The organism is Pseudaestuariivita rosea (assembly GCF_017592335.1).
GTDB classification, from domain to species: Bacteria; Pseudomonadota; Alphaproteobacteria; order Rhodobacterales; family Rhodobacteraceae; genus Parasulfitobacter; species Parasulfitobacter rosea.
In genome coordinates, this window is record NZ_JACNMP010000022.1 from 1 (window position 1) to 24,100 (window position 24,100).

The 24,100-nt window shown below is 54.8% G+C and carries 24 protein-coding genes and 1 pseudogene; 9 read left to right on the plus strand and 16 right to left on the minus strand.

Features of this window, described 5'->3' with window-relative positions; all coding sequences use genetic code 11:
- Window positions 1-452: 452 nt before the first annotated feature.
- The 14 genes from H7848_RS13935 to H7848_RS14000 all read right to left on the minus strand — a co-directional run bounded on the left by H7848_RS13935 (window position 453) and on the right by H7848_RS14000 (window position 14,759).
- Window positions 453-2,141 carry a chloride channel protein gene (locus H7848_RS13935; RefSeq protein WP_208352626.1) on the minus strand — a complete coding sequence of 563 codons (1,689 nt, stop codon included), beginning with the start codon at window positions 2,139-2,141 and terminating at the stop codon, window positions 453-455.
- A gap of 111 nt (window positions 2,142-2,252) precedes the next feature.
- A complete protein-coding gene (gene recN, locus H7848_RS13940; RefSeq protein ID WP_208352628.1) occupies window positions 2,253-3,902 on the minus strand; it encodes a DNA repair protein RecN in 1,650 nt (549 codons plus the stop codon).
- Window positions 3,903-3,928: 26 nt separating this feature from the next.
- Window positions 3,929-4,759, minus strand: coding sequence for an outer membrane protein assembly factor BamD (locus tag H7848_RS13945; protein WP_208352629.1), 831 nt, complete (start codon window positions 4,757-4,759; stop codon window positions 3,929-3,931).
- Between the two features lie 131 nt (window positions 4,760-4,890).
- Window positions 4,891-5,811 carry a UDP-3-O-acyl-N-acetylglucosamine deacetylase gene (lpxC, locus tag H7848_RS13950; protein WP_208352630.1) on the minus strand — a complete coding sequence of 307 codons (921 nt, stop codon included), beginning with the start codon at window positions 5,809-5,811 and terminating at the stop codon, window positions 4,891-4,893.
- Window positions 5,812-6,191: 380 nt separating this feature from the next.
- Window positions 6,192-7,685 (minus strand): cell division protein FtsZ, encoded by a 1,494-nt coding sequence (ftsZ, locus tag H7848_RS13955; protein ID WP_208352632.1) that lies wholly within the window; start codon window positions 7,683-7,685, stop codon window positions 6,192-6,194.
- Between the two features lie 174 nt (window positions 7,686-7,859).
- Window positions 7,860-9,194: a cell division protein FtsA gene (gene ftsA / locus H7848_RS13960; RefSeq protein WP_208352634.1), complete on the minus strand. Its 1,335-nt coding sequence runs from the start codon at window positions 9,192-9,194 to the stop codon at window positions 7,860-7,862.
- Window positions 9,191-10,075, minus strand: a complete 885-nt coding sequence (locus tag H7848_RS13965) for a cell division protein FtsQ/DivIB (RefSeq protein WP_208352637.1) — start codon at window positions 10,073-10,075, stop codon at window positions 9,191-9,193. Before H7848_RS13965 ends, ftsA begins: the two co-directional genes overlap by 4 nt.
- Complete coding sequence (locus H7848_RS13970; protein ID WP_237072746.1) at window positions 10,063-10,941, minus strand: D-alanine--D-alanine ligase; 879 nt, start codon at window positions 10,939-10,941, stop codon at window positions 10,063-10,065. Before H7848_RS13970 ends, H7848_RS13965 begins: the two co-directional genes overlap by 13 nt.
- A gap of 103 nt (window positions 10,942-11,044) precedes the next feature.
- On the minus strand, window positions 11,045-11,965 hold the full coding sequence (murB, locus tag H7848_RS13975; protein WP_208352642.1) for a UDP-N-acetylmuramate dehydrogenase: 921 nt from the start codon (window positions 11,963-11,965) through the stop codon (window positions 11,045-11,047).
- Window positions 11,962-12,243, minus strand: coding sequence for a hypothetical protein (locus tag H7848_RS13980; RefSeq protein WP_208352644.1), 282 nt, complete (start codon window positions 12,241-12,243; stop codon window positions 11,962-11,964). Before H7848_RS13980 ends, murB begins: the two co-directional genes overlap by 4 nt.
- Before the next feature lies 1 nt (window position 12,244).
- Complete coding sequence (locus H7848_RS13985; protein WP_208352646.1) at window positions 12,245-12,490, minus strand: DUF2484 family protein; 246 nt, start codon at window positions 12,488-12,490, stop codon at window positions 12,245-12,247.
- 146 nt (window positions 12,491-12,636) lie between these two features.
- Window positions 12,637-12,924 carry a DUF2484 family protein gene (locus H7848_RS13990; protein WP_208352648.1) on the minus strand — a complete coding sequence of 96 codons (288 nt, stop codon included), beginning with the start codon at window positions 12,922-12,924 and terminating at the stop codon, window positions 12,637-12,639.
- 145 nt (window positions 12,925-13,069) lie between these two features.
- Window positions 13,070-13,996, minus strand: a complete 927-nt coding sequence (locus H7848_RS13995; protein WP_208352649.1) for an FAD-binding protein — start codon at window positions 13,994-13,996, stop codon at window positions 13,070-13,072.
- Window position 13,997: 1 nt separating this feature from the next.
- A complete protein-coding gene (locus tag H7848_RS14000) occupies window positions 13,998-14,759 on the minus strand; it encodes an electron transfer flavoprotein subunit beta/FixA family protein (RefSeq protein ID WP_208352650.1) in 762 nt (253 codons plus the stop codon).
- Between the two features lie 242 nt (window positions 14,760-15,001).
- On the opposite strand from H7848_RS14000, the gene dprA reads away from it, so the two are divergent.
- Window positions 15,002-16,129, plus strand: coding sequence for a DNA-processing protein DprA (gene dprA / locus H7848_RS14005; RefSeq protein ID WP_208352653.1), 1,128 nt, complete (start codon window positions 15,002-15,004; stop codon window positions 16,127-16,129).
- Between the two features lie 89 nt (window positions 16,130-16,218).
- Window positions 16,219-18,765 (plus strand): type I DNA topoisomerase, encoded by a 2,547-nt coding sequence (topA, locus tag H7848_RS14010; protein WP_208352655.1) that lies wholly within the window; start codon window positions 16,219-16,221, stop codon window positions 18,763-18,765.
- Window positions 18,766-18,860: 95 nt separating this feature from the next.
- Here the strand turns inward: topA and H7848_RS20335 are convergent.
- Window positions 18,861-18,926 (minus strand): annotated as a pseudogene (locus H7848_RS20335) (SEC-C metal-binding domain-containing protein); the annotation flags it as partial.
- 339 nt (window positions 18,927-19,265) lie between these two features.
- On the opposite strand from H7848_RS20335, the gene H7848_RS14015 reads away from it, so the two are divergent.
- From H7848_RS14015 to H7848_RS14035, 5 genes are all read left to right on the plus strand, one after another.
- The gene (locus tag H7848_RS14015) at window positions 19,266-19,961 is read left to right on the plus strand and encodes a CoA transferase subunit A (protein ID WP_208352656.1); all 696 of its coding nucleotides are present in this window, start codon (window positions 19,266-19,268) and stop codon (window positions 19,959-19,961) included.
- A 10-nt stretch (window positions 19,962-19,971) separates the two neighbouring features.
- Window positions 19,972-20,187 (plus strand): hypothetical protein, encoded by a 216-nt coding sequence (locus tag H7848_RS14020; protein WP_208352657.1) that lies wholly within the window; start codon window positions 19,972-19,974, stop codon window positions 20,185-20,187.
- A 30-nt stretch (window positions 20,188-20,217) separates the two neighbouring features.
- On the plus strand, window positions 20,218-20,844 hold the full coding sequence (locus H7848_RS14025; RefSeq protein ID WP_208352658.1) for a 3-oxoacid CoA-transferase subunit B: 627 nt from the start codon (window positions 20,218-20,220) through the stop codon (window positions 20,842-20,844).
- Entirely contained in the window at window positions 20,837-21,121 is a 285-nt protein-coding gene (locus tag H7848_RS14030) for a GNAT family N-acetyltransferase (RefSeq protein ID WP_208352660.1), read from the plus strand. The genes H7848_RS14025 and H7848_RS14030 overlap by 8 nt, the downstream gene beginning before the upstream one ends.
- Window positions 21,122-21,256: 135 nt before the next feature.
- Window positions 21,257-22,240, plus strand: coding sequence for a lysylphosphatidylglycerol synthase transmembrane domain-containing protein (locus H7848_RS14035; RefSeq protein WP_208352663.1), 984 nt, complete (start codon window positions 21,257-21,259; stop codon window positions 22,238-22,240).
- A gap of 9 nt (window positions 22,241-22,249) precedes the next feature.
- On the opposite strand, the gene H7848_RS14040 is transcribed toward H7848_RS14035, so the two are convergent.
- Window positions 22,250-22,843 carry a lytic transglycosylase domain-containing protein gene (locus tag H7848_RS14040; protein ID WP_336512105.1) on the minus strand — a complete coding sequence of 198 codons (594 nt, stop codon included), beginning with the start codon at window positions 22,841-22,843 and terminating at the stop codon, window positions 22,250-22,252.
- A 561-nt stretch (window positions 22,844-23,404) separates the two neighbouring features.
- Between H7848_RS14040 and H7848_RS14045 the strand changes: the two genes are divergently transcribed.
- Both H7848_RS14045 and H7848_RS14050 read left to right on the plus strand, forming a co-directional pair.
- Window positions 23,405-23,605, plus strand: a complete 201-nt coding sequence (locus tag H7848_RS14045; RefSeq protein WP_208352668.1) for a hypothetical protein — start codon at window positions 23,405-23,407, stop codon at window positions 23,603-23,605.
- Window positions 23,606-23,876: 271 nt separating this feature from the next.
- Window positions 23,877-24,053 carry a hypothetical protein gene (locus H7848_RS14050; protein ID WP_208352669.1) on the plus strand — a complete coding sequence of 59 codons (177 nt, stop codon included), beginning with the start codon at window positions 23,877-23,879 and terminating at the stop codon, window positions 24,051-24,053.
- Window positions 24,054-24,100: the final 47 nt, after the last annotated feature.

A 24,100-nucleotide genomic window follows, 5' to 3' on the forward strand; every position in this document is an offset into this window, starting at 1 on the left:
GCTTGATCCCCCTGACCAACTTGTCAGCGGCATCCTTCGATGTCCCGGACTTCTTGTTCATCTTCGCTCCATAATGGCTTCGATGAACCAGAAATCCTCCCTTGCGCAAACCCCTAAATCTAACCGGTAGGTGCTGAAGTCAGACAATTTTTGTAAAGTTGCAAACTTTGGCACCGTGCGGTGCGATTTATGAGACGTTAATGGCCTCGGGAAATGGTTAACTAGGGCAGAGTGTTACCGAACTCTATCGCCTCCGCGCGCGTTGACATGAACTTTATCCACAGGGTGATTTCAGGCAAAATCCGTGGGAATCACGAAATCGCGGCAAATCCTACGAAAAATGTGCAAATTGCACATCTGATTTGTCCGGTTTTGCGATAAATGTGCAAATTGCACATTTGTTTTTGCCCCAAAATCCATACGCACGGGGCGTTTACTTTTGTAACGTTGCGTTACGAATGCTCCTCGGCCGCAGTGGCCGCCAAAGCGCGGTTATAGGCCTTGAGCGCATCAACCTGAAACAAGGCGCCCATCAGTTCCGGTGGGGCATCGCCCGCGCCCAGTGTCACAACAGGCACAAACGGAAAATTCGCCTTTTCAAACAATGGCATGGCTTGCTCTAACGTGGCATTCATATCGACATAAATGCCCTGTTGGATCAGCTCCCAACAGGTGTCTTCGCTGGCCGCATTTTCCGCCTCTTTCGGGCGCATCACCTTGGCCACGCGGAACATCGCCAACAGATACGCCTGCGGCCCCGCCGCCAGATGAATGTTCCGCCTTTCCAACTGTGTCAGGAAGAACGACCGATCCACCAACCGCGACGACAACGCCGTCGAAAGTGACACCGCGACCATCACCGCAAGCCCCGTTTGCCAGTCACCCGTCAGCTCAAAAACGATCAAAGTGGTTGAGATCGGCGCACCCAAAACCGCCGCGGCCACGGCCCCCATTCCAGCCAGGGCGTAAAGCGTGGGTGACCCGCTGACATCGGGCAAAAGCCCCGTGGCAATCAGACCGAATGTCAGCCCGGTCAAGGCCCCGATCATGAGTGAGGGCGAGAACACTCCGCCCCCCATCCGACCGGCCATTGTGATGGCCACTGCGATGACCTTTAATACTGTGAAAACAAAGGCTTCGTGCAACATCAGCTCACCCGTCAGGGCAGCTGACGTCGTCTCGTACCCGACCCCGATGATGTGCGGAAACCAGATCGCCAGCGCACCCAGCCCAAGGCCTGCAATCGCGGGTCTGATGTACCGTGGAATGCGCCATTTTGCCTGAACATAGTCCCCAAAATCATCCGCCCAAAAGATTGATTTCATCAGCGCAACAGCGACCAGCCCACAGACCAGCCCCAGGATCAGAAAGGCGGGCAGTTCGACATAAAAGGCCAGCGCCCCTTCGGTGGCCAGAGTGAATTCGGTCACATCGCCGAACTCAAGCCGGTTGATCACCGTACCCGCGACCGAGGCGATGACAATGGGCGCAAAGGCGTGCACCGCGAAGTGCCGCAAAACGACCTCAAGCGCGAACAGCGCCCCGGCAATTGGTGCATTAAATGAAGCACTTACGGCTGCTGCCACCGCACATCCCAACAAGTCCCGCCCCGTGATCCCATCAGCCCGGATCAGGTTCGATACCCAGCTTGAGATGACCGCAGCCAAGTGCACCACCGGCCCTTCCCGCCCCGTTGATCCGCCCGACGACAGTGTGATCATCGACGCTAATGCAGACGCCAGACCGGCCCTTTTTTCCACGCGGCCATCTTTCAGCGCCGCCCCCTCGATCACATCGGCCACCGACCGTGCCCGCCCGTCAGGCGTGAACCAATGCAGGATCAGACCCACGACCAATCCGCCGCAGACAGGGATGATCAGCACCACGTACCATGGCAGCGTTTCAGCAAAACTGTGAATGCTGCGGACATCCGGCACGCCGTAAAGCCAGCTTTGTAACGCTATGATTCCTTTGCGAAAAAACAGTGCTGCGAACCCCGCAGCAATCCCGATCAGCAGGGCGATGAACCAGAACTGAATCTGCCCCGGTCCGCGATGTTTCAGCACTTGCCAGCCATTTTTACAGGCTGCAACGACGTCGTTCAGCTGTTTCGCAACAGGGTTATCAGTGTTCTGCGCCATAACTGGCATCCGGTTGGCTATGCCGCATGATCAGTCAGCGCGGCTGGCAATTTTATGTTTATAGCGAATGTCTTAGGCCAAAGCCGGTCCGTATCCAACCCCGCCAGCGCACTAACCCGCCAACAGTGCCCTGGCTGCACCGCGTGCCTCATCCGTGATCGTATCGCCCGACAACATACGCGCAATTTCATCGATGCGGTCCTGCGGACCAAGATGCAAGACGGTTGAGGTCGTCATATCATCCTGCACCCGTTTTTCGACACGCCAATGATGGCCCCCAAGGGCAGCTACCTGCGGCGAATGCGTCACAACCAGGACCTGACTGTTTTCTGCCAAAGATGCGAGGCGCCGTCCAACTGCATCAGCCGTTGCGCCGCCAACCCCGCGATCAATTTCGTCAAAAATCATGGTCAGGCCGCGGGTTTCTTGCGTCAGGCACACTTTAAGCGCCAACAGAAATCGGCTGAGTTCCCCGCCTGAAGCAATCTTATTCAGTGGTCCGGCCGGCGCACCGGGGTTGGTCGCAACAGAGAACGCCACCTGATCATACCCTTCAGGGCCTGGGTCGCCTTTGGTGATCTGCGTTGCAAAGACCGCGCGTTCCATCTTCAGTGGCGCAAGCTCGGCGCCCATCGCCTGATCCAGATTTCTGGCCGCCGTTTGCCGCGCTTTGCTAAGCTGCAATGCCGCCCGATCATAAGCGTCCTGCGCCGAAGAAACTGCATTACTCAGCGCCTCAATATCAGCCGCCCCGCCGTCCAAAGCCGCCAGTTTTTCCCTTAGATCATTGGCTAATTCCGACAGTTCATCGGGCAAAACACCATGCTTGCGCGCCATTGCCCGGATTGCAAACAGGCGTTCTTCTGTTTCTTCCAACTCATGCGGGTTGAAAGTCAGGTCATTCAGAAATTGCTCTACGCCCTGCTGCGCCTCGCCCAGTTCGACCATCGCACGTTCCAGCGCCGCCAGCGCCGTATCGAGCGCGCCTTCTGCTTTGTCGCTGGCATCCCCCAGCCAGCGTGACGCGTCGGTCATTAAACCCTCTGCCCCATTAGACCCAAGGGCCGCCAAGGCCTTGCCGACGTCTTCGCGCAGCCGTTCAGCGCCTTGCATCAACCGGCGACGCGCGTCCAATGTACCTTCCTCACCTGGTTGCGGATCGATCTGATCCAACTCACCTACGGCATGGCGCAGAAAATCTTCTTCGGCGCGGACCTCATCCAGTTTTGCCTCGGCCATGTGCAGTCGTTTTTGCGCATCTGACATGCTGCGCCAAGCAGCACGCACCGCTTCCAGCATAGCGCTGTTACCTGCAAAGGAATCCAACAAAGCGCGGTGTCCACGGGCATTCAAAAGCCCGCGGTCATCATGCTGACCATGCAATTCAATCAAGGTATCGGACAATGCACGCAGCACATCGCCACTGGTCCGCCTGTCATTGACATACGCGGTTTTGCGTCCGTCACGCGTATTCACACGGCGCAGGATCAGCTCATCACTGCGTGTCAGACCAGCGTCTTCCAGAACGGCTTGGGCCGGGTGATCGGCAGACAGGTCAAACCAGGCTGTTACTTCGCCCTGATCTGCCCCTGCGCGGACCAATTCGGCCCGCCCGCGCCAACCCAAGACGAACCCCAAAGCATCCAGCAAAATAGACTTACCCGCGCCTGTTTCACCGGTTAACACATTCAGACCCGGCTGGAATTCCAATTCCAACCGGTCAATAATCAGCATATCGCGGATATCCAGACCCCTAAGCATTTGCAGACCTTAACGCGCCACGAGGGTCAGAGCCAGCGCCCCTGTATCATCTGACGATAGACCTGATTAAGCCAGTTGTCGCCGGCCGCTTCAAGTTCTAGCCCGCGACCGGTCAACAGCTTGTAGCTGTCATCATACCAGTCAGTTGAACGATAGTTATAGCCCAAAATCGCACCCGCTGTTTGCGCCTCTTCCGTTAGACCAAGGGATAGATAGCTTTCCACAAGGCGATGCAATGCCTCGGGCGTTTGGGTTGTTGTCTGAAATTCCTCGACAACCACACGAAACCGATTGATCGCCGCAGAATAATGTCCACGCTTCAGATAATAGCGCCCGATCTCCATCTCTTTCGCGGCCAAATGATCAAAGGCCAGATCGAATTTCAGGATGGACGATCGCGCATATTCGCTTTCGGGATAGCGTTCGATTACGGTCCGCAAGGCTTGCAAGGCTTGAAACGTCAGCCCTTGGTCGCGGCCCACGTCATCGATCTGATCGTAATAGCTAAGTGCCAAGAGGTACTGCGCATAGGCCGCATCTTCATCGGCAGGGTAAAAATCGATGTATCTTTGCGCAGCGGCCCGACTATTTTCGTAGTCGCGATCACGGTGATAGGCGAAGGCCTGCATGATCAGACCACGCTTGGCCCATTCAGAGTATGGATAAAGTCGCTCGACCTCACCAAAAAGACGGGCAGCCTCGTCTGGGTTACCCTCTTCCAGTTCAGCCTCTGCCTGACGATAAATCTCTTCCGCGGTAAAATTTTCCAGCGACTGCTCGCGCTGATTGCCGCCGCAGGCTGCCAAAAGTGCCATGGCCAGAATTGCCGCAAAGCCTTTTGCCCTAAGCCCCATCATTCCCAATAACCCCTTGGATAAGCGTGTGCCCGATGGACGAACACCAGTAATCGAAATGGGTCTAGCACAGAAAATTTCCGGGCAAAACGGCTAAGGATGCAGTTTCAAACACCTCACAAGCCTTTGTTTGCTTAGGCAATCAGCGGCAGGTCTTCTTCGTGCAGGTCGAAGCCGGGCAACTTAGCAATATGGGACGAATCGCATTTGATAATGCGATAAGCTGTCGGATCCGCAAAAAGCACCCTCAGCAATTTATTTGTTATGGCATGGCCTGCCCGTGTTCCGGTGTAGCGGGCCAGTAAAGGATAGCCCGCCAAGGCCAGATCACCCATCGCATCCAGAATTTTATGCCGCACCGCTTCATCGTGATGGCGCAGCCCACTTGGGCTAAGAATTTTGTCACCATCAACGACAACGGCATTATCCAGCGTACCCCCCAAGGCCAACCCTTGCGCATGCATCGCATCAACATCGGACTTGCGGCAGAACGTACGACTGTCACACAATTCACGTACAAAAGTGCCATTCGACATGTCCAGCGACTTAAATTGCCGTCCAATGGCCGGATCAGCAAAATCTATCGCGAAGTCGATATGCAGGGATTGCGCAGGATCAAAGCGCGCAGTTGCGTCGCCATGTGTCACCTGAACAGGCTTTAGAACCTCAATCGCGCTGACTGGGGCGGCAAGCTGCTTGATTCCACGGTTCAAAAAGGCCCGGACAAACGGCGCAGAACTGCCATCCAGAATGGGAACTTCGGGGCCATCAATTTCGATCAACGCGTTGTGAACGCCGCATCCAGCCAAGGCTGCCATCACGTGTTCCACCGTTGAAACGGATACGCCTGCATCGTTGACCAGCCGTGTACAAAGCGGCGATACTTCAACCTGATCCCACTGTGCGGGGATCAGTGCATTGCCCAATTGCACATCCGTGCGACGAAACCAGATGCCGTATTCAGCGGAAGCAGGATGCAGTGTCATGCGAACCTGTACGCCAGAGTGCAGGCCAACGCCTGTAAAGCTGATCGGAGATTTCAGTGTCGTCTGCACGGTCGATTATCCTGCCGATTCTTAACGATTGATTAATTACTGCCTTGGATTTTAGGTAATTGGGTCTGACCCAAAGGACAATTCACTCTTTGCAACGCCTTGAAACACTGATCGGCAAATCCTGCCACTGATCATGCTGCAATTGCAGAAATTATTAACGGCCAAATGACCTGATATGGTGCTGGAATGATTTTAAAACGCCTAGCCTTTTGTTTTAAAAGTATTTTTATCAATCGAACGGCTGAAGTTGTCAGAAATCGCCAAAATATGCTTAATATGCTTATTGTCACATCACATGTAACAAACATTCATGAAAAACTTATACTAAAATGAAAAATCGCCCCGTTTTAGGGGCGATTTTCAGTTCTAATTGCATATTATCAGTTAGCTTGTCGTCTAAGGAACGCTGGAATCTCGATTCGATCCTGATCTGAACCAGCGTCTTGTTCATCATCATAGGCCTGATGTACGGGCGGCTGTTGGCGCAGCGGTTGCACCGCAGGACGTTCATGCCCAGCCTCATGTGCACCGGTCATACGGCCGATCAAAGAGTTAATGCCAAAACGCGGCTTTTCCTCTTCGTCGGGCTGATTAGCCGCTTGGACAGGTTCACGCGCTGGGATTTTTTCAACGGCGGCTTGCAAACGTTGCAAGGCTTGTGCAGTTGGTGTCCCTGGCGTCGAGGCGACAGGTTGCGGCGCTGGCTCTGGCTCTTGTGTAGCGACTTCCGGTTGATAGGCTGGGGGCGGCAGATCATCCTGTTCGGCCACGTCATCCTCTTGTGCCTCGAATTCAGGGAACAGGGCCGGCTCTTCAGCTACTTCCTGGATTTCTTCCTCAACTGCAGCAGCCTGTTGCAATGGCTGGGCCATACTACGGCGTGGCATCGGGGCTTCGTCCATGCCCTCGGCGGCATCAATACCAGTGGCAACAACGCTGACACGCATCTTGCCTTCCATATCTGTGTCCAGGGTCGAGCCAACGATGATATTGGCGTCCGCATCGACTTCCTCGCGAATACGGTTCGCGGCCTCGTCCAACTCAAACAAGGTCAGATCATAACCACCGGTGATATTGATCAGCACCCCGCGCGCGCCGCGCAGGCTGATTTCATCCAGCAGCGGGTTTGCGATGGCTTTTTCAGCGGCTTGAATGGCGCGATCTTCACCGTCTGCTTCGCCCGTGCCCATCATCGCCTTGCCCATTTCGTCCATCACAGCGCGAACGTCAGCAAAGTCCAGGTTGATCAGGCCGGGGCGCACCATCAGATCGGTGACGCCCTTAACGCCCTGATAAAGCACATCGTCCGCCATGCTGAAGGCTTCGGTGAACGTAGTCTTTTCGTTGGCAAGGCGGAACAAATTTTGGTTGGGGATGATGATCAGCGTATCGACCATCTTTTGCAGCGCTTCCACACCCTCTTCGGCCTGACGCATCCGCTTGGCCCCTTCGAACTGGAAGGGCTTGGTGACAACGCCAACGGTCAAAACGCCCAACTCGCGGGCGGCCTGAGCAATAATTGGGGCGGCGCCTGTCCCGGTGCCGCCACCCATGCCTGCCGTAATAAAGCACATATGCGCGCCAGCCAGATGATCGACAATCTGTTCAATGCTCTCTTCGGCGGCCGCAGCCCCGACCGAGGGGCGTGCACCAGCGCCCAAACCTTCGGTGACTTTAACACCAAGCTGGATTCTGGCAGGTGCCGTTGACTGTTGAAGCGCTTGCGCATCGGTGTTGGCTATGACGAATTCTGCGCCTTCGAGCTGTTTCTCGATCATGTTGTCAACGGCGTTTCCGCCAGCGCCACCCACACCGAACACGGTGATACGCGGCTTCAGTTCCTCGTGAACGGGCACGGTGAGATTCAATGTCATAGTCAATCCGCCTGCTTTTACTGTGCCCGATTTTTCGGGCTTTTTTGCCTACTCTGCCAATAGTTTACAGACTTGATTCGCGGACGTCACGAAAAAAACGCAAAATCTCCACAAAATATAGCCGGTTTTAAGCGCGATTCCGCTTGGTATCCGCAAACGGGCAATATTTTGCGCCTACCAGTTGTCTTTGAACCATTTCAAAGCGCGTTTGAGTGACCGACCGGAATATTTGTCCATCGGAATATCGAAATCCCACCATTCGTCTTGCGGATGTGCCGCAAACAGACTCAGACCCACAGACCCGGCAAATGCAGGCCCGGTTGCGGCTTGTGGCAAACCCTGAACCCGCAACGGACGCCCAAGGCGGACCTGCTGGCCGAGTATCTTGCTGGCCAATCCATCCAAACCCGGAATCTGACTGGCCCCACCTGTCAATACGATCTGTTGGCTGGGCAGATGATCAAAACCCGCTGCATCAAGGCGTGCACGCACCTCTTCCAGAATTTCCTCGACCCGGGGGCGCATGATCCCGATCAGTTCAGCGCGGCTGACACGGCGCCTGTCATGTTCCCAGTCGCCGGTATCGCCGCCGACCTCTATCATTTCACGATCGTCCATGCCCGTGGCGACAACACCGCCGTAAAAGGTTTTGATGCGTTCTGCGACAGCTGTTGGCACCTGAAGCCCCATCGAGATATCGCTGGTCACGCTATCACCGCCCAGACGCACGCTGTCGGCATAGATCATATGTTTGCGGATAAAGATCGACAGGCCCGTAGCGCCACCGCCCATATCAATGCAGGCCGCGCCTAGTTCCTGTTCATCTTCGACCAGGGATGAAACGCCCGTCACATAAGCAGATGAGGCCAGTCCGGCCAGTTCCAGATCACACCGCTTCAGGCAATAAAGCAGGTCCTGAATGACATTTGCATCGATGGTCAGCATATGCATGTCAACGGCAAGTTGATTGCCCATCTGCCCGCGCGGATCTGCCAGACCGCTACGGTGGTCCAGCGCAAAGTTCACGGGCTGAGCATGCAAAATCTCACGCCCATCGCCATAATCGGGCACATCGCAGGCCGACAGGGCGCGGGCCACGTCATATTCGCTGACCGCATCCTCATAAAGGTCCACCGCACCGTCCAGGCCGTATGATTTGGGCCGCCCACCGGAAAAACAGGCGATCACGTGATCAACACGCTGATTGGCCATTTTCTGTGCCGCCTGAACAGCCGTACGAATGGCACGTTCGGTTTCGCCCATCGCTGCGATTTCGCCAAACTTGATGCCGCGTGACCGCGTCGTCGCAGCACCAATAACCCGGAATGAGCTTTGGCCGGCCATCGACCCTATGCCGTCTTGTTCACGAAACCGCTCGGGCCCGTCAAACCGCAGGATCAGACAGGCAATCTTAGATGTTCCGATATCCAGCACAGCCACAACACCGCGTTGCATCGCGGCTTTTCGCATCTGTCTCATTGCCCGCTGCATGGCATAAAGATCGGTCATTCCTGCGTTACTCCCATCTCAAATACTCGAATACGTCTCAGTTCAGCGGCAGCATCTTGTTGAAGTCGGATCGTCGGGCGATGCGCAATCCGCATGTCGACGACAGCCAGGTCGCGCGACAGCATTTCTTGCGCGTCGTTCAGTGTTATAACCCTTGCCATGGCAAGATTAGGGTCATCTGCGGGCAATAAAATGCGCTGATTGCGGTCAAGCACGACGTCCCACCGCCGTTCACCGACCCGCACCAGCCCGCGGATGCGCGGCAATAATGGCTCCGCTGTAGTCAGCAGCTCCAGCGCCTCGCCGACCTTTGCATCGGCCCCGCTGCCCGCGATCAGGGGCAGATCAGACCGTTCCGAGCGATCCCCAATCGCAATGATCCGCGCACCGGTATTATCCAAAAGCGTCAGTGCCTCAGGGCTTTGCCAGACCACGGCAGGCACGCGTTCGGTGACATTCACCTGCAGCACGCCGCCCGACTGAATGCGCAGACGCGCCGATTTGACGGCATCCAGCGTTTCAATCTGCGCTTTCATTTGCTCCAGATCCAGATCGAACGAGCTGATCGGAAAATCCTGCGACAGTGTTTCGCGGATATCTTCTGCGACGATCGGGCTTGCCCCGTCGATGGCCATCAATTTGACCATGAATTCGTCACGCGTTTCGATTGCCACACGCATATCGTGCACCATGCCGTTGATCGCATCGCGGTTTTCTTCGTCAGACACATAAAGACCGACAACGAGTGCCACCATAAATGCGGGCACCCCAACGCGCATCAGCGCGCGGAACAGCGGCGTCAGCCAAAGCCGGTGAATGCGGTAAGCCACGCGGGACGGCGCCGGATCGCGCTTGGGCCGGGGGACGTTCATCTGTTGCATGAGGCGTCCTCGACCATCCAGCGGCACAGCGCGCCGAAGCCCATGCCGCAGTGTTCCGCCTGCTCGGGCGTCAACGATGTCGGCGTCATGCCGGGCTGGGTGTTCGTTTCAAGCAGGATCAGGCCATCCAGCCCGCGTGCCTCGTCCCACCGGAAATCCGTACGGGTTACACCGCGGCACCCCAGCACCTGGTGGGCCCGCAAGGCGTAATCCATACAGGCGTCAAATACATCTTTCGGGATATCGGCAGGCAGAACATGACGCGAGCCGCCCTCGACATACTTCGCATCATAGTCATACCAGCCGTCGGTCAGGATATCCGTCACCGTCAGCGGTCGATCACCCACAACGGTTGTCGTCATTTCGCGTCCGGGCGCAAAGGTTTCGACCATGACCGTATCCGGCATCGTTTCGGCCAGCTTCGGCGGGCCGTTGGCATCTTCATGCACCAGATAGACCCCGACGCTAGAGCCTTCGTTGTTGGGTTTGACAACATAGGGCGGCTTTAACACGTGCCTGCCCTCGGCCTCGGCCCTTGGAACGAGGACACTTTCTACAACAGGCAGCTGGGCCGAGCGATAAAACCCTTTGCTGCGCTGTTTGTCCATCGCCAGAGCCGAGGCAAGAACACCGGAATGCGTGTAGGGCATCTGCAGCCATTCCAGCAGGCCCTGAACACAACCATCTTCGCCCCACCGACCGTGAAGCGCGTTGAAAACCACATCAGGCTGAATGTCTATCAGGCGCGCAGACAGATCGCGGCTGGCGTCAACCTCAACCACGTCAAATCCTTCGTCCCGCAAAGCGGCGGCACATTCACGCCCTGTGGACAAAGACACCTCGCGCTCAGACGAAGGTCCACCCATCAGGACGGCCACTTTGTGGGGATGTCTGCCCGACTGTCCCACGTTACTGCCTCAGTTTTATCCGGCACGTTGACCGGTTCTTATTGCCCCGTTTACGGGGAGTTTATTCCGGGGCCGGTTCACCGACCCTCATGATTTCCCACTCTAGCTGTATTCCGCTGGACGCGTAAACCTTTTTTCTGACCTCTTCGCCCAAATTTTCTAAATCAGCCGCCGTGGCGTTACCTGTGTTGACCAGAAAGTTGGAATGCTTGGGCGACATCTGCGCCCCACCCAGTGTTGCGCCGCGCATTCCTGCATCGTCAATGACCTTCCATGCCTTCAGATCGTGGACATCATCATCGCGGCCTGTGCTGGAAAATCCGGCCGGATTGCGAAAGGTGCTGCCCGCCGTGCGATCCTTTGTGGGTTGGGTGGCATCGCGTTTGGCCAATTGCGCTTCCATCCGCGCAGCCAGCTCTGCAGGATCGCCCTTTGGTGCCTCAAATGTTGCGTCTATCAGAACCCAGCCATCGGGCAGGTCCGTCTGGCGATAGCGAAAGTTCAGATCATCGGCGCTTAGCGTGACCAGGTCCCCTGCCCGCGTCACGGCTCGCGCACTGACAAAGACATCGGCAATATATGACCCATAACAGCCCGCATTCATCCGCACAGCGCCGCCAATGACGCCAGGAATCGTCCGCAGGAAAGTCAGATCGACACCAAGCTCGGCCGCCTTGCGCGCCACATGGGCATCCAGTGCTGCCACACCAGCGGTCACGCGCTGTCCCTCAGCGTGGATATTGTTGAAGCCACGTCCCATGCGGATGACAACCGCGCGCAGTCCCCCATCGCGGACGATCAGGTTTGATCCGACGCCCATCGGAAAGACCTTAACATCCAAAGGCAAGTCCTGCAGGAACGTCTGCAAATCCTCGACATCTGAAGGCTGAAACAGATAATCCGCAGGCCCGCCGACGCGCAGCCAGGTCAGATCGGCCAACATTCGATCAGGCGTCAATCGCCCGCGTACCTTCAACATCATCCGCGCGTCCTTTTTCCAGGGCGCATCAACAGACCCAGTGCCCCCAATCCAAAAGCCATCATCACCACACCAAATCCCAATCGCGCAAAGTCCACCCAATCAACATGGTCAAACCAGCTGACGAAAAGCCACATGGAAAAGAGCCAGAGTAAGAATATCGCGCTGCCCAGTGCAGAGGCACCCCACCGCTGCGTATCTGTCATACCAATCTGCATCAACTTCATACCGATACCCAGACCGCTGACGATCAAGATCAATGATATATACTGAACGATCATCCTAACTCACCATCCGTCTGATCCACCGCCACAAATAGATAACCGGCCACCTTAGAATAGACGTCGCAGCAAGTAGAAACAAAAACCCGATGACCGGCCCATTCTGATAGATCAGATAAACCAAAAGCGGAATACCGACCGCGATCAGAAAATAAGCACGCGTCCAATGGTTATCTTTGCTGGGGATCATACCCATGATGCTGGCCGTCAAAATCCAAAGGCACGCCAATATGAAAGAACTGTTCACGTGATCAACCGCTTGGTGTGAGTTTTCAAAACGATCATAGAAAATCAGCCTGACCGTTTAAATCGTAAACTTGCTGACCGGGACCATCTGTTAACAGGTTCTGCTCAGCTTGGATGATGGGCGTTCAAAGGTAAAATCAGCGTAGATCAGCCAGGGCCATCCCACGGCAAACCCCGCCATTTACGATAAAAATAGATCAGCGGGTTTCGGAACATCGATACAAAAGCAAAGAGACCGGCAAAGAAAATCCAAGGGCCATGTTCATAGGCCAGGAGCCCAAGCAGAAAAGGCGCGGCGATCAGTAAGATGATCCCCGGCGGATACTGAAGCCGCATTGGCAGAAATGCGACAAAGGTGCCGACCAATATCCAGATCATGCCCAAGAACAGGGACAGACTGATGCCATTTATTGCGATGGTGACCCATTCCAGCATTTTGCAAATCTACCAATTTGGCACCGAACGACAACATAGAAGCGCATCGTTTGATCAATGCCTTGTAGGCCTCGAAGGGCACTTCAGAAAGAAAAAGACCCCGGACGGTATCCGGGGTCTTGGAACCTATATCTGTGTCGGTACACTATAGCTTTTCAAGCAACTCCGGCACAGCATCGAACAAATCCGCGACCAATCCGTAATCAGCAACCTGAAATATGGGGGCGTCTTCGTCTTTGTTGATAGCGACTATGACCTTCGAATCCTTCATCCCCGCAAGGTGCTGAATGGCGCCCGAGATCCCAACTGCGATGTAAAGTTCGGGCGCGACAACCTTGCCGGTCTGGCCCACCTGCCAGTCGTTCGGCGCATACCCTGAGTCAACCGCGGCGCGGGATGCGCCCACGGCGGCATTCAGCTTGTCGGCCAGCTTTTCGATAAGGGCAAAGTCATCTTCGGACCCAACACCGCGCCCACCTGATACGACAACCCCGGCCGATGTCAGTTCGGGCCGATCGCTTTCAGCGACTTTATCTTCGACCCATTCGGATAAGCCGGGGTTCGCAGCCGAATCAATGCTTTCGACAGATGCCGAACCACCCTGCCCCGCCGCATCGAAAGTCGATGTGCGGATCGTCGCGACGATTTTGGCGTCTGCAGTTTTAACCGTCTGGATCGCGTTGCCCGCATAGATCGGACGTTCGAATGTGTTCGCATCTACAACGGCGGTGACCTCAGAAACTACCATGACGTCCAGCAAAGCCGCGACACGCGGCAGCAGGTTTTTTGAAGCCGCTGTCGAAGGCGCAACGATATGGCTGTAGTCACCGGCCAGTGACACGACCAGATCGGCCAACGGTTCGGCCAGATCATGACCATAAGCGGCGTCTGAGGCACACAGCACCTTGGACACGCCATCCAGTTTTGCAGCAGCCTCAGCCGCCGCGGCACAATCGGCACCGGCACAAAGGATCGTGACATCGCCCATTTGCTTGGCCGCAGTCAGCGCTTTGGCGGTTGCATCGACGGCCAGTTCGCCGCCGGATACTTCGGCAATCAGAAGTACAGCCATCTTACAGAACCCCCGCTTCTTCTTTCAGTTTGGTAACAAGTTCGTCCACTGATCCGACTTTAACGCCCGCTTTCCGCTCTTCCGGTTCAGCGGTTTTCACGATTTCCAACCGCGGGCTGACATCAACGCCATAATCGGCAGCTGTCTTTTCGTCCAAAGGCTTCTTCTTGGCCTTCATGATGTTTGGCAGCGATGCATAGCGTGGCTCGTTTAGGCGAAGATCGACGGTCACGATGGCAGGCATCTTGACCTTGATCGTTTGCAGACCGCCGTCGACCTCACGGGTGACAGTCGCGCTGTCTCCATCCACATCAAGTTCAGATGCAAAGGTGGCCTGGCTCCAGCCTAATAAAGCTGACAGCATCTGACCTGTGGCGTTCATATCGTTATCAATGGCCTGTTTGCCGCACAGAACCAGGCCAGGCTGTTCTTCGTCGATGACTGCCTTCAGGATTTTCGCAACTGCCAACGGTTCAATATCCTGGTGAACATCCTCAGCCGCCACGACCAAAATCGCACGGTCGGCACCCATGGCCAACGCTGTGCGCAGAGTTTCCTGGGCTTGCTTCACGCCAATCGACACCGCGATGATTTCGTCGGCTTTGCCTTTTTCTTTCAGACGGATCGCTTCTTCGACTGCGATTTCATCGAAAGGGTTCATCGACATTTTGACATTTGCCAGATCGACACCGCTGCCGTCCGCCTTGACGCGAACTTTTACGTTATAGTCGATCACGCGTTTGACTGGCACCAGGACCTTCATTGGCGTAATTCTCCCATTTTCTATGGATGTTATGCACCCATATTCAATCTTCGGCTCTTGTTAGCGGGTTGGATATCAGGAAAACAGGGCAAAATCGACGCGGGATGCATTTTCGACGTCGCGTTTTTCATAACGGGCCGAATTGGCGGTTCGGCAGACATGCCTAAATTTGTTCAATCCTAGTTTACCTACCATTAACCGATTCACCCTAGAAACGATTCTGCAAGCAGGCGGAGACATGGATGACTGAAGACGCACACTCTTCCACTCACCCCCCACTCCCACCCACCACGGAAGACAAACGTTTTACATGGCTTCGTCTGCTGCGCTCTCGCAGGGTTGGGATTTCAACATTTTATCGGTTGTTGGGTGAATACGGTTCGGCCGAAGCTGCACTGGATGTTTTGCCTGAAATCGCGTCAGCCGCGGGGGTCAAGAATTATCAGATTTGCCCCGAAACCATGATTGAGGCTGAGTTAAAGGCTGGTCATGCAGCAGGCGCGCAGCTTATTTTCATTGGCCAGCCTGAATACCCCGCCACCCTGGCAAGTCTGACCGATGCGCCACCGTTTCTGTGGGCGTTGGGCGATCTTTCATTGATGCAAAGGCAAATGGTCGCGCTGGTGGGGGCGCGCAATGCGTCATCTTTGGGAACCCGAATGACCAAGTCGCTGGCAAAGGGACTGGTGGATCAGAACATTGTCGTTGTGTCCGGACTGGCCCGCGGCATTGACACCGCCGCCCATCACGCGGCGCTGCAGGGTGGGACCATCGCCGTGCAAGCGGGTGGCATCGACGTGATCTATCCTGCTGAAAATACTGAACTTGCGTTTAAGATCGCGGAAAAGGGTCTTCGGCTGTCAGAACAGCCGCCCGGTTTACAACCGACTGCCAGACACTTTCCGATCCGCAACCGTATAATATCGGGCATATCAGAAGCCGTTGTGGTGGTGGAAGCCGCTGCGAAATCGGGCAGCTTGATCACCGCACGCAACGCCTTGGATCAGGGCCGAGAGGTACTGGCGGTGCCAGGTCATCCCTTTGACGCACGTGCATCTGGCTGCAATATGCTGATCCGTGATGGCGCCACATTGGTGCGTGGTCTGGATGATGTTCTTGAATGCCTTCAAAGCAAAGTGCCTGCACCCCGGGCACCCATCGCCGAGACCGCCAAACAGCTATCCCCGCAGGTTAACACCGCACAACTTCATCAGCAGCTGCTGAATTGCATGGGCCCCACCCCCATGTCAGAGGACCAACTGATACGTGATGTAAAAACACGCCCCGATGTCATTGCTCCGATCCTGTTGGAACTGGAGCTATCGGGGAAAATTCAACGTCATCCCGGCGGTCTTTTATCGCTGTCCTAAGCAATTGCAAAATCCTGCGCATTGACAATCCGCGGTTCGCCCCCACATCTTGCGCCGCTAAACACCCTATTTGAGTCGCGAGGATCAAGATGCCTGTTGTTGTGGTGGAATCGCCTGCCAAGGCCAAGACAATCAACAAATATCTTGGTAAGGATTATACCGTTCTGGCGTCCTATGGGCATGTGCGCGACCTGCCCCCCAAAGATGGGTCTGTCGATCCTGACCACGGTTTCGACATGAAATGGGAAGTGGCAAGCGACAGCAAAAAACATATCAAAGCGATTGCCGATGCCCTGGCCGAAGATGGTGAACTAATCCTTGCGACCGACCCTGATCGTGAAGGGGAGGCGATCAGTTGGCACCTGCAGGAAGCGCTGACCAAGCGCAAGTCGATAAAAAAGGATACGCCGGTCAGTCGCGTTGTGTTCAATGCGATCACCAAGTCTGCCGTGACCGAAGCGATGCAGAACCCGCGTGCCGTAGATATGGAATTGGTCGAGGCTTATCTGGCCCGTCGCGCACTGGATTATCTGGTGGGTTTCAATCTGTCGCCCGTCCTGTGGCGCAAGCTGCCCGGTGCGAAGTCAGCGGGTCGCGTGCAATCAGTCTGCCTGCGACTGATCGTCGAACGCGAAATGGAGATTGAGGCATTTCGTGCGCAGGAATACTGGTCGGTCAAGGCGATGCTGGGCACCCCCCGTGGTCAGGATTTTGAGGCCCGGCTGACGGTTCTGGGCGGCCAGAAACTGGACAAATTCGATATCGCCAACGACACCGCCGCCGAACTGGCCGTTCAGGCCGTCCATTCGCGCGATCTGACGGTGAAATCGGTTGAGGCAAAGCCAGCCAGTCGCAACCCATCGGCACCCTTCATGACCTCGACCCTTCAACAGGAAGCCAGCCGCAAATTCGGCTTTGGCGCGCGGCAGACGATGAGCACGGCACAACGGCTCTATGAAGCCGGTCTGATCACCTATATGCGGACCGACGGCATTGACATGGCGCCCGAAGCTGTGATGGCGGCGCGTGACGCAATCAAGAATAAATATGGCGAAAACTACCTGCCGAAATCGCCACGTATGTATAAGAACAAGGCGAAAAACGCTCAGGAAGCGCATGAATGTATCCGCCCGACGGATATGTCGAAATCGGCGGATAAGCTAAAGATTTCCGAGCCCGATCAACGCAAACTGTATGACCTGATCTATAAACGTACCATCGCCAGCCAAATGGCGGCAGCCCGGATGGAGCGTACGACTGTTGATATCGCGTCGGCCGATGGTCAGGTTGAATTACGTGCTACGGGTCAGGTCGTGCTTTTCGATGGTTTTATCAAGATCTATGAGGAAGGCCGCGATGATGCGGTGGTTGATGACGATGACAAGCGTCTTCCTCAAATCGCGCAGGGCGAACCTCTGGATAAGCGCTCGATTACGCCTGAACAACATTTCACCCAGCCCCCACCCCGCTACACCGAGGCGACTCTGGTCAAACGAATGGAAGAGTTGGGTATCGGGCGACCATCGACCTATGCCTCGATCGTGACCACCATTCAGGATCGTGATTATGTCCGCAAAGAGAAAAACCGCCTGATCCCCGAAGATAAGGGGCGGCTGGTTACGGCGTTTCTGGCGAATTACTTTCATAAATACGTGGGTTATGACTTTACGGCTGATCTTGAGGCACAACTGGACGATGTCAGCGCGGGTGAGCGGGAATATAAGGACGTTCTGGATCAATTCTGGCGTGATTTTTCGGCTGCTATTGCCGAAACATCCGAACTGCGCATCACGGATGTTCTGGAAAAAATAAACGAGGTTCTGGAACCGCATTTGTTCCCACCGAACGAAGACGGTACCGATCCACGGCTTTGCCCAAACTGCGGTGTTGGGCGGCTTTCGATGCGGACGGCACGATCCGGTGGGGCCTTTATCGGCTGTTCGAATTACCCCGACTGCAAATATACGCGGCCCTTTGGTCCACCGGGCGCCGAGGGCGACGAAATTGGCCCGGACGGGAAACACCTGGGCGATGATGCGGGTGACGCGATTACCCTGCGCAAAGGGCGCTTCGGCCCCTATGTGCAGCGTGGCGAGCCGACCGAAGACCAACCAAAGCCGCCGCGCGCTTCGCTGCCCAAAGGCTGGGCGCCCGAGGACATCGATCTGGAAAAAGCACTGCTGCTGCTGAGCCTGCCGCGCGACGTCGGGCCGCATCCAGACGATGGTGAAATGATCGAAGCCGGCATCGGGCGTTATGGTCCGTTTGTGAAACACGGCAAGAAATACGCAAACCTGCCCGATGTGGATGAGGTCTTTACCATCGGCATGAACCGCGCAGTTGAGGTTCTGGCTGCAAAGCCCACCCGCGGTCGCGCCGCCCCCGCCAAACCGCTGAAGGAACTGGGCGAGCACCCCGAAAACGGTGGTCCGGTAAATGTGATGAACGGGCGCTACGGGCCTTATGTGAAGTGGGAAAAGATCAATGCGACCTTGCCCAAGGACGTCAATCCCGAAGACGTGACGATGGAAGTGGCCGTGCAGCTGATCGAAGGAAAGGCCGCAAAAGGTGGCAAGAAACCCGCCCGCAAAAAAGCCGCACCGAAGAAGAAAACAGCCGCGAAAAAGGCTGATTGAGCAGTTCCTGATCGATCCGGAAGAAATGAGCGCCGGATCACCAGCGCTCTCTGAAAGTAATAGTCCCTGAGGCTACCGTCGAACTTACCGCTCTTGAGGCAGCATCGTTTGTAGCGCCGCCCCGAACTACATGGGCAGGGATCATTTTCCTGAAGCTCCAAATCGCCCGCGCACCGTTTGAGTGCCGGTCTTGACCCGTGTTTCCGACGGGAAGGATCTGCGACGTTTAGAGATCACCTCGAAAGGAGGCTTGATCTTCGGGTTTGATACGTTTTGCCATTGTACCCTCCATCTTAAAGTTTACCTAAAGGCCCATTAGCCTGGCGCATCCCAGATCGACAACAGTTTTGGCAACGACATTTATATTTCCAAGCGAAGACGCTGAAGGGGCAGATCGGTCTAGCTCTTCCCCTCTGGACCTTGCTTGGGTCTTTCCCATATGGTCACATTACGTTACGGCACGGTCATGTTTACCCAGCCATGGCACGAAGGGGAATTAGGTGAAAAAAATTTACGCGAATGCGACTGAGGCGCTTGATGGGCTTCTGTTCGATGGCATGTTCATTGCCGCCGGGGGCTTCGGGCTGTGCGGGATACCCGAGCTTTTGCTGCAGGCGATCAAGGACGCCGGGACAAAGGATTTGACCTTTGCCTCGAACAACGCGGGTGTTGATGATTTCGGCATTGGTATCCTGCTGCAGACGCGGCAGGTGAAAAAGATGATCAGCTCATACGTGGGTGAAAACGCTGAATTCATGCGCCAGTATTTGTCGGGTGAGCTTGAGCTGGAATTCAACCCACAAGGCACATTGGCTGAACGCATGCGGGCGGGCGGCTGCGGCATTCCGGGCTTTTACACCAAAACGGGTGTGGGCACCGTGATCGCCGATGGCAAGGAACACAAGGATTTCAACGGCGAGACGTATATTATGGAAGAGGGCATTTTTGCCGATCTATCCATCGTGAAGGCTTGGAAAGCTGATGAAACAGGTAATCTGATCTTCCGCAAGACCGCACGCAATTTCAATCCACCCGCCGCCATGTGTGGTAAGGTTTGCGTGGTTGAGGTCGAAGAGATCGTACCAACCGGCAGTCTGAATCCCGACCATATTCATTTACCCGGTATCTACGTGCACCGCCTGATCCAGGGCGAACATGAAAAGCGCATTGAACAGCGTACCACGCGCGCAGCCTAAGGGAATAGTTATGGATCGTTTGGATGATGCCCGTCGCGCCGCCCGGGTCGAAGAATATCTGCACCGCGCCAAACGGATGACGCTGGAATTGTTTGGTGTCGACCCAACCCACGATAATTCGAATGTAACTGTCGCTTTGGCCACGGCTATGATCCATCTTGAAGCAGCCGATATTCAGGCCGAAGCCCAGGAACAGATGCTTACTATAATGAACCGGCAGACTTAGCCGCACAGCAGCCTGCAGAAGGAGAAGTAAATGCCCTGGGACAGAAACCAGATGGCCGAACGCGCGGCGCAAGAGCTTGAAGACGGCATGTATGTCAATCTTGGGATCGGCATCCCGACGCTTGTCGCCAATTACATACCCGATGGGATCGAGGTGACATTGCAGTCTGAAAACGGAATGTTGGGCATGGGCCCCTTCCCGACCGAAAATGAAGTTGACGCGGACCTGATCAACGCGGGCAAGCAGACGATCACCGAACTGCCGCATACGGCTTATTTCGACAGCGCGACCAGTTTCGGCATGATCCGAGGCGGTAAAATTGCCATGGCGATCCTGGGCGCGATGGAGGTAGCCGAAAATGGCGATCTGGCCAACTGGATGATTCCGGGTAAGCTGGTTAAGGGCATGGGCGGCGCGATGGATCTGGTTGCCGGTGTGGGCCGTGTCGTCGTGGTTATGGATCACACGAATAAGGCGGGTGAGTCGAAACTTCTGAAATCATGCACTCTGCCTCTGACCGGCAAAGCCGTGGTGGACCGGATCATCACAAATCTTGGCGTGCTGGACGTGGCGCACAAGGGTTTGCAAGTCGTTGAACTGGCCCCCGGTGTGACGCGCGAAGAACTGGTTTCAGCGACCGAGGCTACTATTGTCTGAAGTTCATAAAGAAATTGATGGCTCCAAGGGTCGGTATTTCATCCAACAAGACGGCCAAGAAGCCGAGCTGACGTTTTCCGTCCTGTCCGCCAGCACCATCATCGCCGATCATACCGGCGTGCCGGAAGAGCTACGGGGAACTGGATTAGGTCATGTCCTGGTCGAACGTATGGTTCAGGATGCACGGCAGAACGGCTTCAAGATCGTTCCGCTTTGCCCGTTCGTGAACGCGCAGCGACAAAAACACCCCGATTGGGCAGATGTCTTTCAGGTCTAGTTAGCAGATCTGCGGCGGTCTTTTTTGCGAAGACCGTACGCAACACAACTTAGTGCATTGATTCGAAAACGCTTGTGAGATTGGGCACTTGTGGTAAGGCGCCTGATACGAAAACCTGTTTCTTGAGCAGTATGGATGAGTAACGCAGGCACCCCTGACGTCCGAACACCAAGCCGGAACTGGCGCGATATCGCGCTGATGATAGTGCTATTGGCGCTGATGATTGGCGGTCTGGCGGGGCTTGCGGTTGCAACCGGTTGGTCCGAAACAAAAGCGCAATTAATGCGACTGGGCGTCATCCAGATTGCCGCATTGCTGGGCCTGTCTTTGGTGAACTATCTGGCGCGCACGGTGCGTTGGCATTTCTTCGCCAGACGTCTGGGATTACCCAGTGGTGCCCTTCGCGACATACGCCATTATCTGGGCGGTTTCGCAATGAGCGCGACACCAGGCCGGGTCGGCGAACTGATCCGCATGCGCTGGCTGCGCCGCGAAACGGGTTGGAGCTATGATAGGCTTGCCCCCCTTGTTCTGGTGGATCGAGCGGCCGATCTGGCGGCCATGGCTATTATTCTGGGATTGGCTTTGATCTTTTCTCAGACCGGGATAGCCGGCGCCATTCCCCTTGCGATTTTGGCACTGGGGACGGCCTTTGTCTTTACCCACCCCGACTTGCTGTCAAACGTCGTGACCGTTGGTTATCGAAGCACCGGGCTTTTCCCGCGTCTGATGGGCAAAGTCAGACGCGCGGCGCGATCTTTGGGGGCATTCACGACGCCTTGGACGCTTATTATAAGTGCTTTTCTGGGAATTATTGGCTGGATGGCCGAAGGCTATGCCTTTTATCTGATACTGGGATGGCTGGGCAGCAATGTCAGTTTCTGGACAGCAACCGCTATCTTTGTTTTTTCAACTCTTGCTGGTGGCTTGACCGGTGCGCCCGGTGGGGTCGGTGGGGCCGAGGCCGCAATGATCGGTCTGTTGTCCTTGAATGGTGTCTCACTTGAGACTGCAGTTGCAGCAACACTAATTATTCGTCTGGTAACATTCTGGTTCGCGATCGGTATCGGACTTTTCATTTTTCCCATCGCAGAACGCAAAGCTGGCCTAGCGAAATAAACTCTGATTTCAGGTATCGCCGGACCGGATCCTTAGAACGCAAGGATCGGTCACCAATTCGGGTGGGGTTTGACACAAACCACGCGCAACAGTCCAAGCCGCCAAAACTTTGGGCACATAAGCCCGAGTCTCATTATAAGGCGGCACTCCATTGTTGCTGAGAACCGCATTTTCACCTGCGTTGTAGCCTGCCAAAGCCAAAACCGGATCCGAATTGAAACGTTCCAGTAACCAACTTAGATAAGCAACACCACCTTTGATATTCTGATCAGGCTGCATACGATCCGTCACACCAAACCGCGCAGCCGTTGCAGGCATAAGTTGCATCAGCCCGGCTGCACCTGCTGAGCTGACGGCATCTGTCTGTCCCGAGGATTCGACACTTATAACCGCCAGGACCAACGCAGGCGAAACATTGGTTCCAACAGTTTGTTTTAGGATCTCTATGCCATGATCATCTGCGATATTTTGCAAAGTGCTCAATCGCGGAGTGCTGACACCGCTGCCCGCAGGCGCGTTGCGCAAGTGGTTCACGGCCAGCTCTAACCTGTGACCACCTGCACTTGTCATATCCGGCGATATCTCTTTCCAAAACCAAGACATAGCCAGATTGTCTTCAATAACAGACCCGTCGGGCTTTGCAGTCTCTGGGGCTGTATCTGCCTTTGGTTCAATTTGAACCGTGATGAACTTCCGGGTATCAGGCGTCGGCGGTTTCACACGTTTAAACGTAAACTCCGGAAACGGAGGAGGATCATCTGGAAAAGCAGGTGATGACAAAAGAATCACCCCTGCAAGAAGACTTGCCATTAACCGCATGTGCGGATCCTGCTCTTGTTATACTTGTTTCCTATTTAGTAACGAAAACCACTTTCAGGCGAGCTTTATCCATGATCTGTGAATTCAAAAAATGTCTATTGTGCCATAAACACACCTTTAAAAGTGCCGATCGGCAAGAAAATGTCCATTTTTTTGATTTTAAAACAGTATCTTAGGAAATTTTTTGAGTACTTTTATACATTGTTAGCGTTTGTGCACCCGCCGCCCAACTCTTGCCCCATTCCACTGGCTATATCTTAGGCATCCAAAGCGGGCTTGGTCTTGAGAGGCTGACCATGACAGCCCTGCGATGGATAACTGAGCGATGAGTAATGGAGAAATGTAATGCTTAAGTTCCTGAAAAATTTCCGTGACGACGAGTCCGGTGCTGTAACTGTTGACTACATTGTGTTGACTGCTGGCGTTGTGCTTTTGGCGGTCGTCGTGTTTGCATTCCTTAGAGATTCAACAACGGGGTTGGCAACCTCGATTGGTGATCGGGTTAACCAGGTTAACACCAATTTTAACACACCCCCCGCCGACTAGAGAATCAACAACGACACTGGCAACCTCGATTGGTGATCGGTTTAACCAAGTCAACGACAGATTTGCCGTATAAAGTTCTTTATCAGAACTTTAGAAAAAGCTGCGTATTTGCGCAGCTTTTTCATTTTTATAAATTGATATATGCACTATCTATGGCGCCATGCATTTTGAATAAGCCAAATAAATTCATTATTTCAACACATTTAGCTCACACAAACGGCTTACTTACCCGCCAAGTTTAATAATGAAAATATAAAATACGGATATCCCAATGCAAGTAATATCGTGGAATTTCTGGCGCGCTGAGGAAGGCGCAATCACCGTTGACTACATTGTTCTTACAGCAGCTGCAGTTTTTCTGGTTTTGACGCTTGTTATAGGAACAATTGGTGGCGCAACCGAAGGCTTAGCAGGTTCTATCGTAGCCGCAATTTCAAATATTATGTAGCTTCATGTTATTTAAATGCTTGCTAAATAGAAACGGTAGTGACGTAG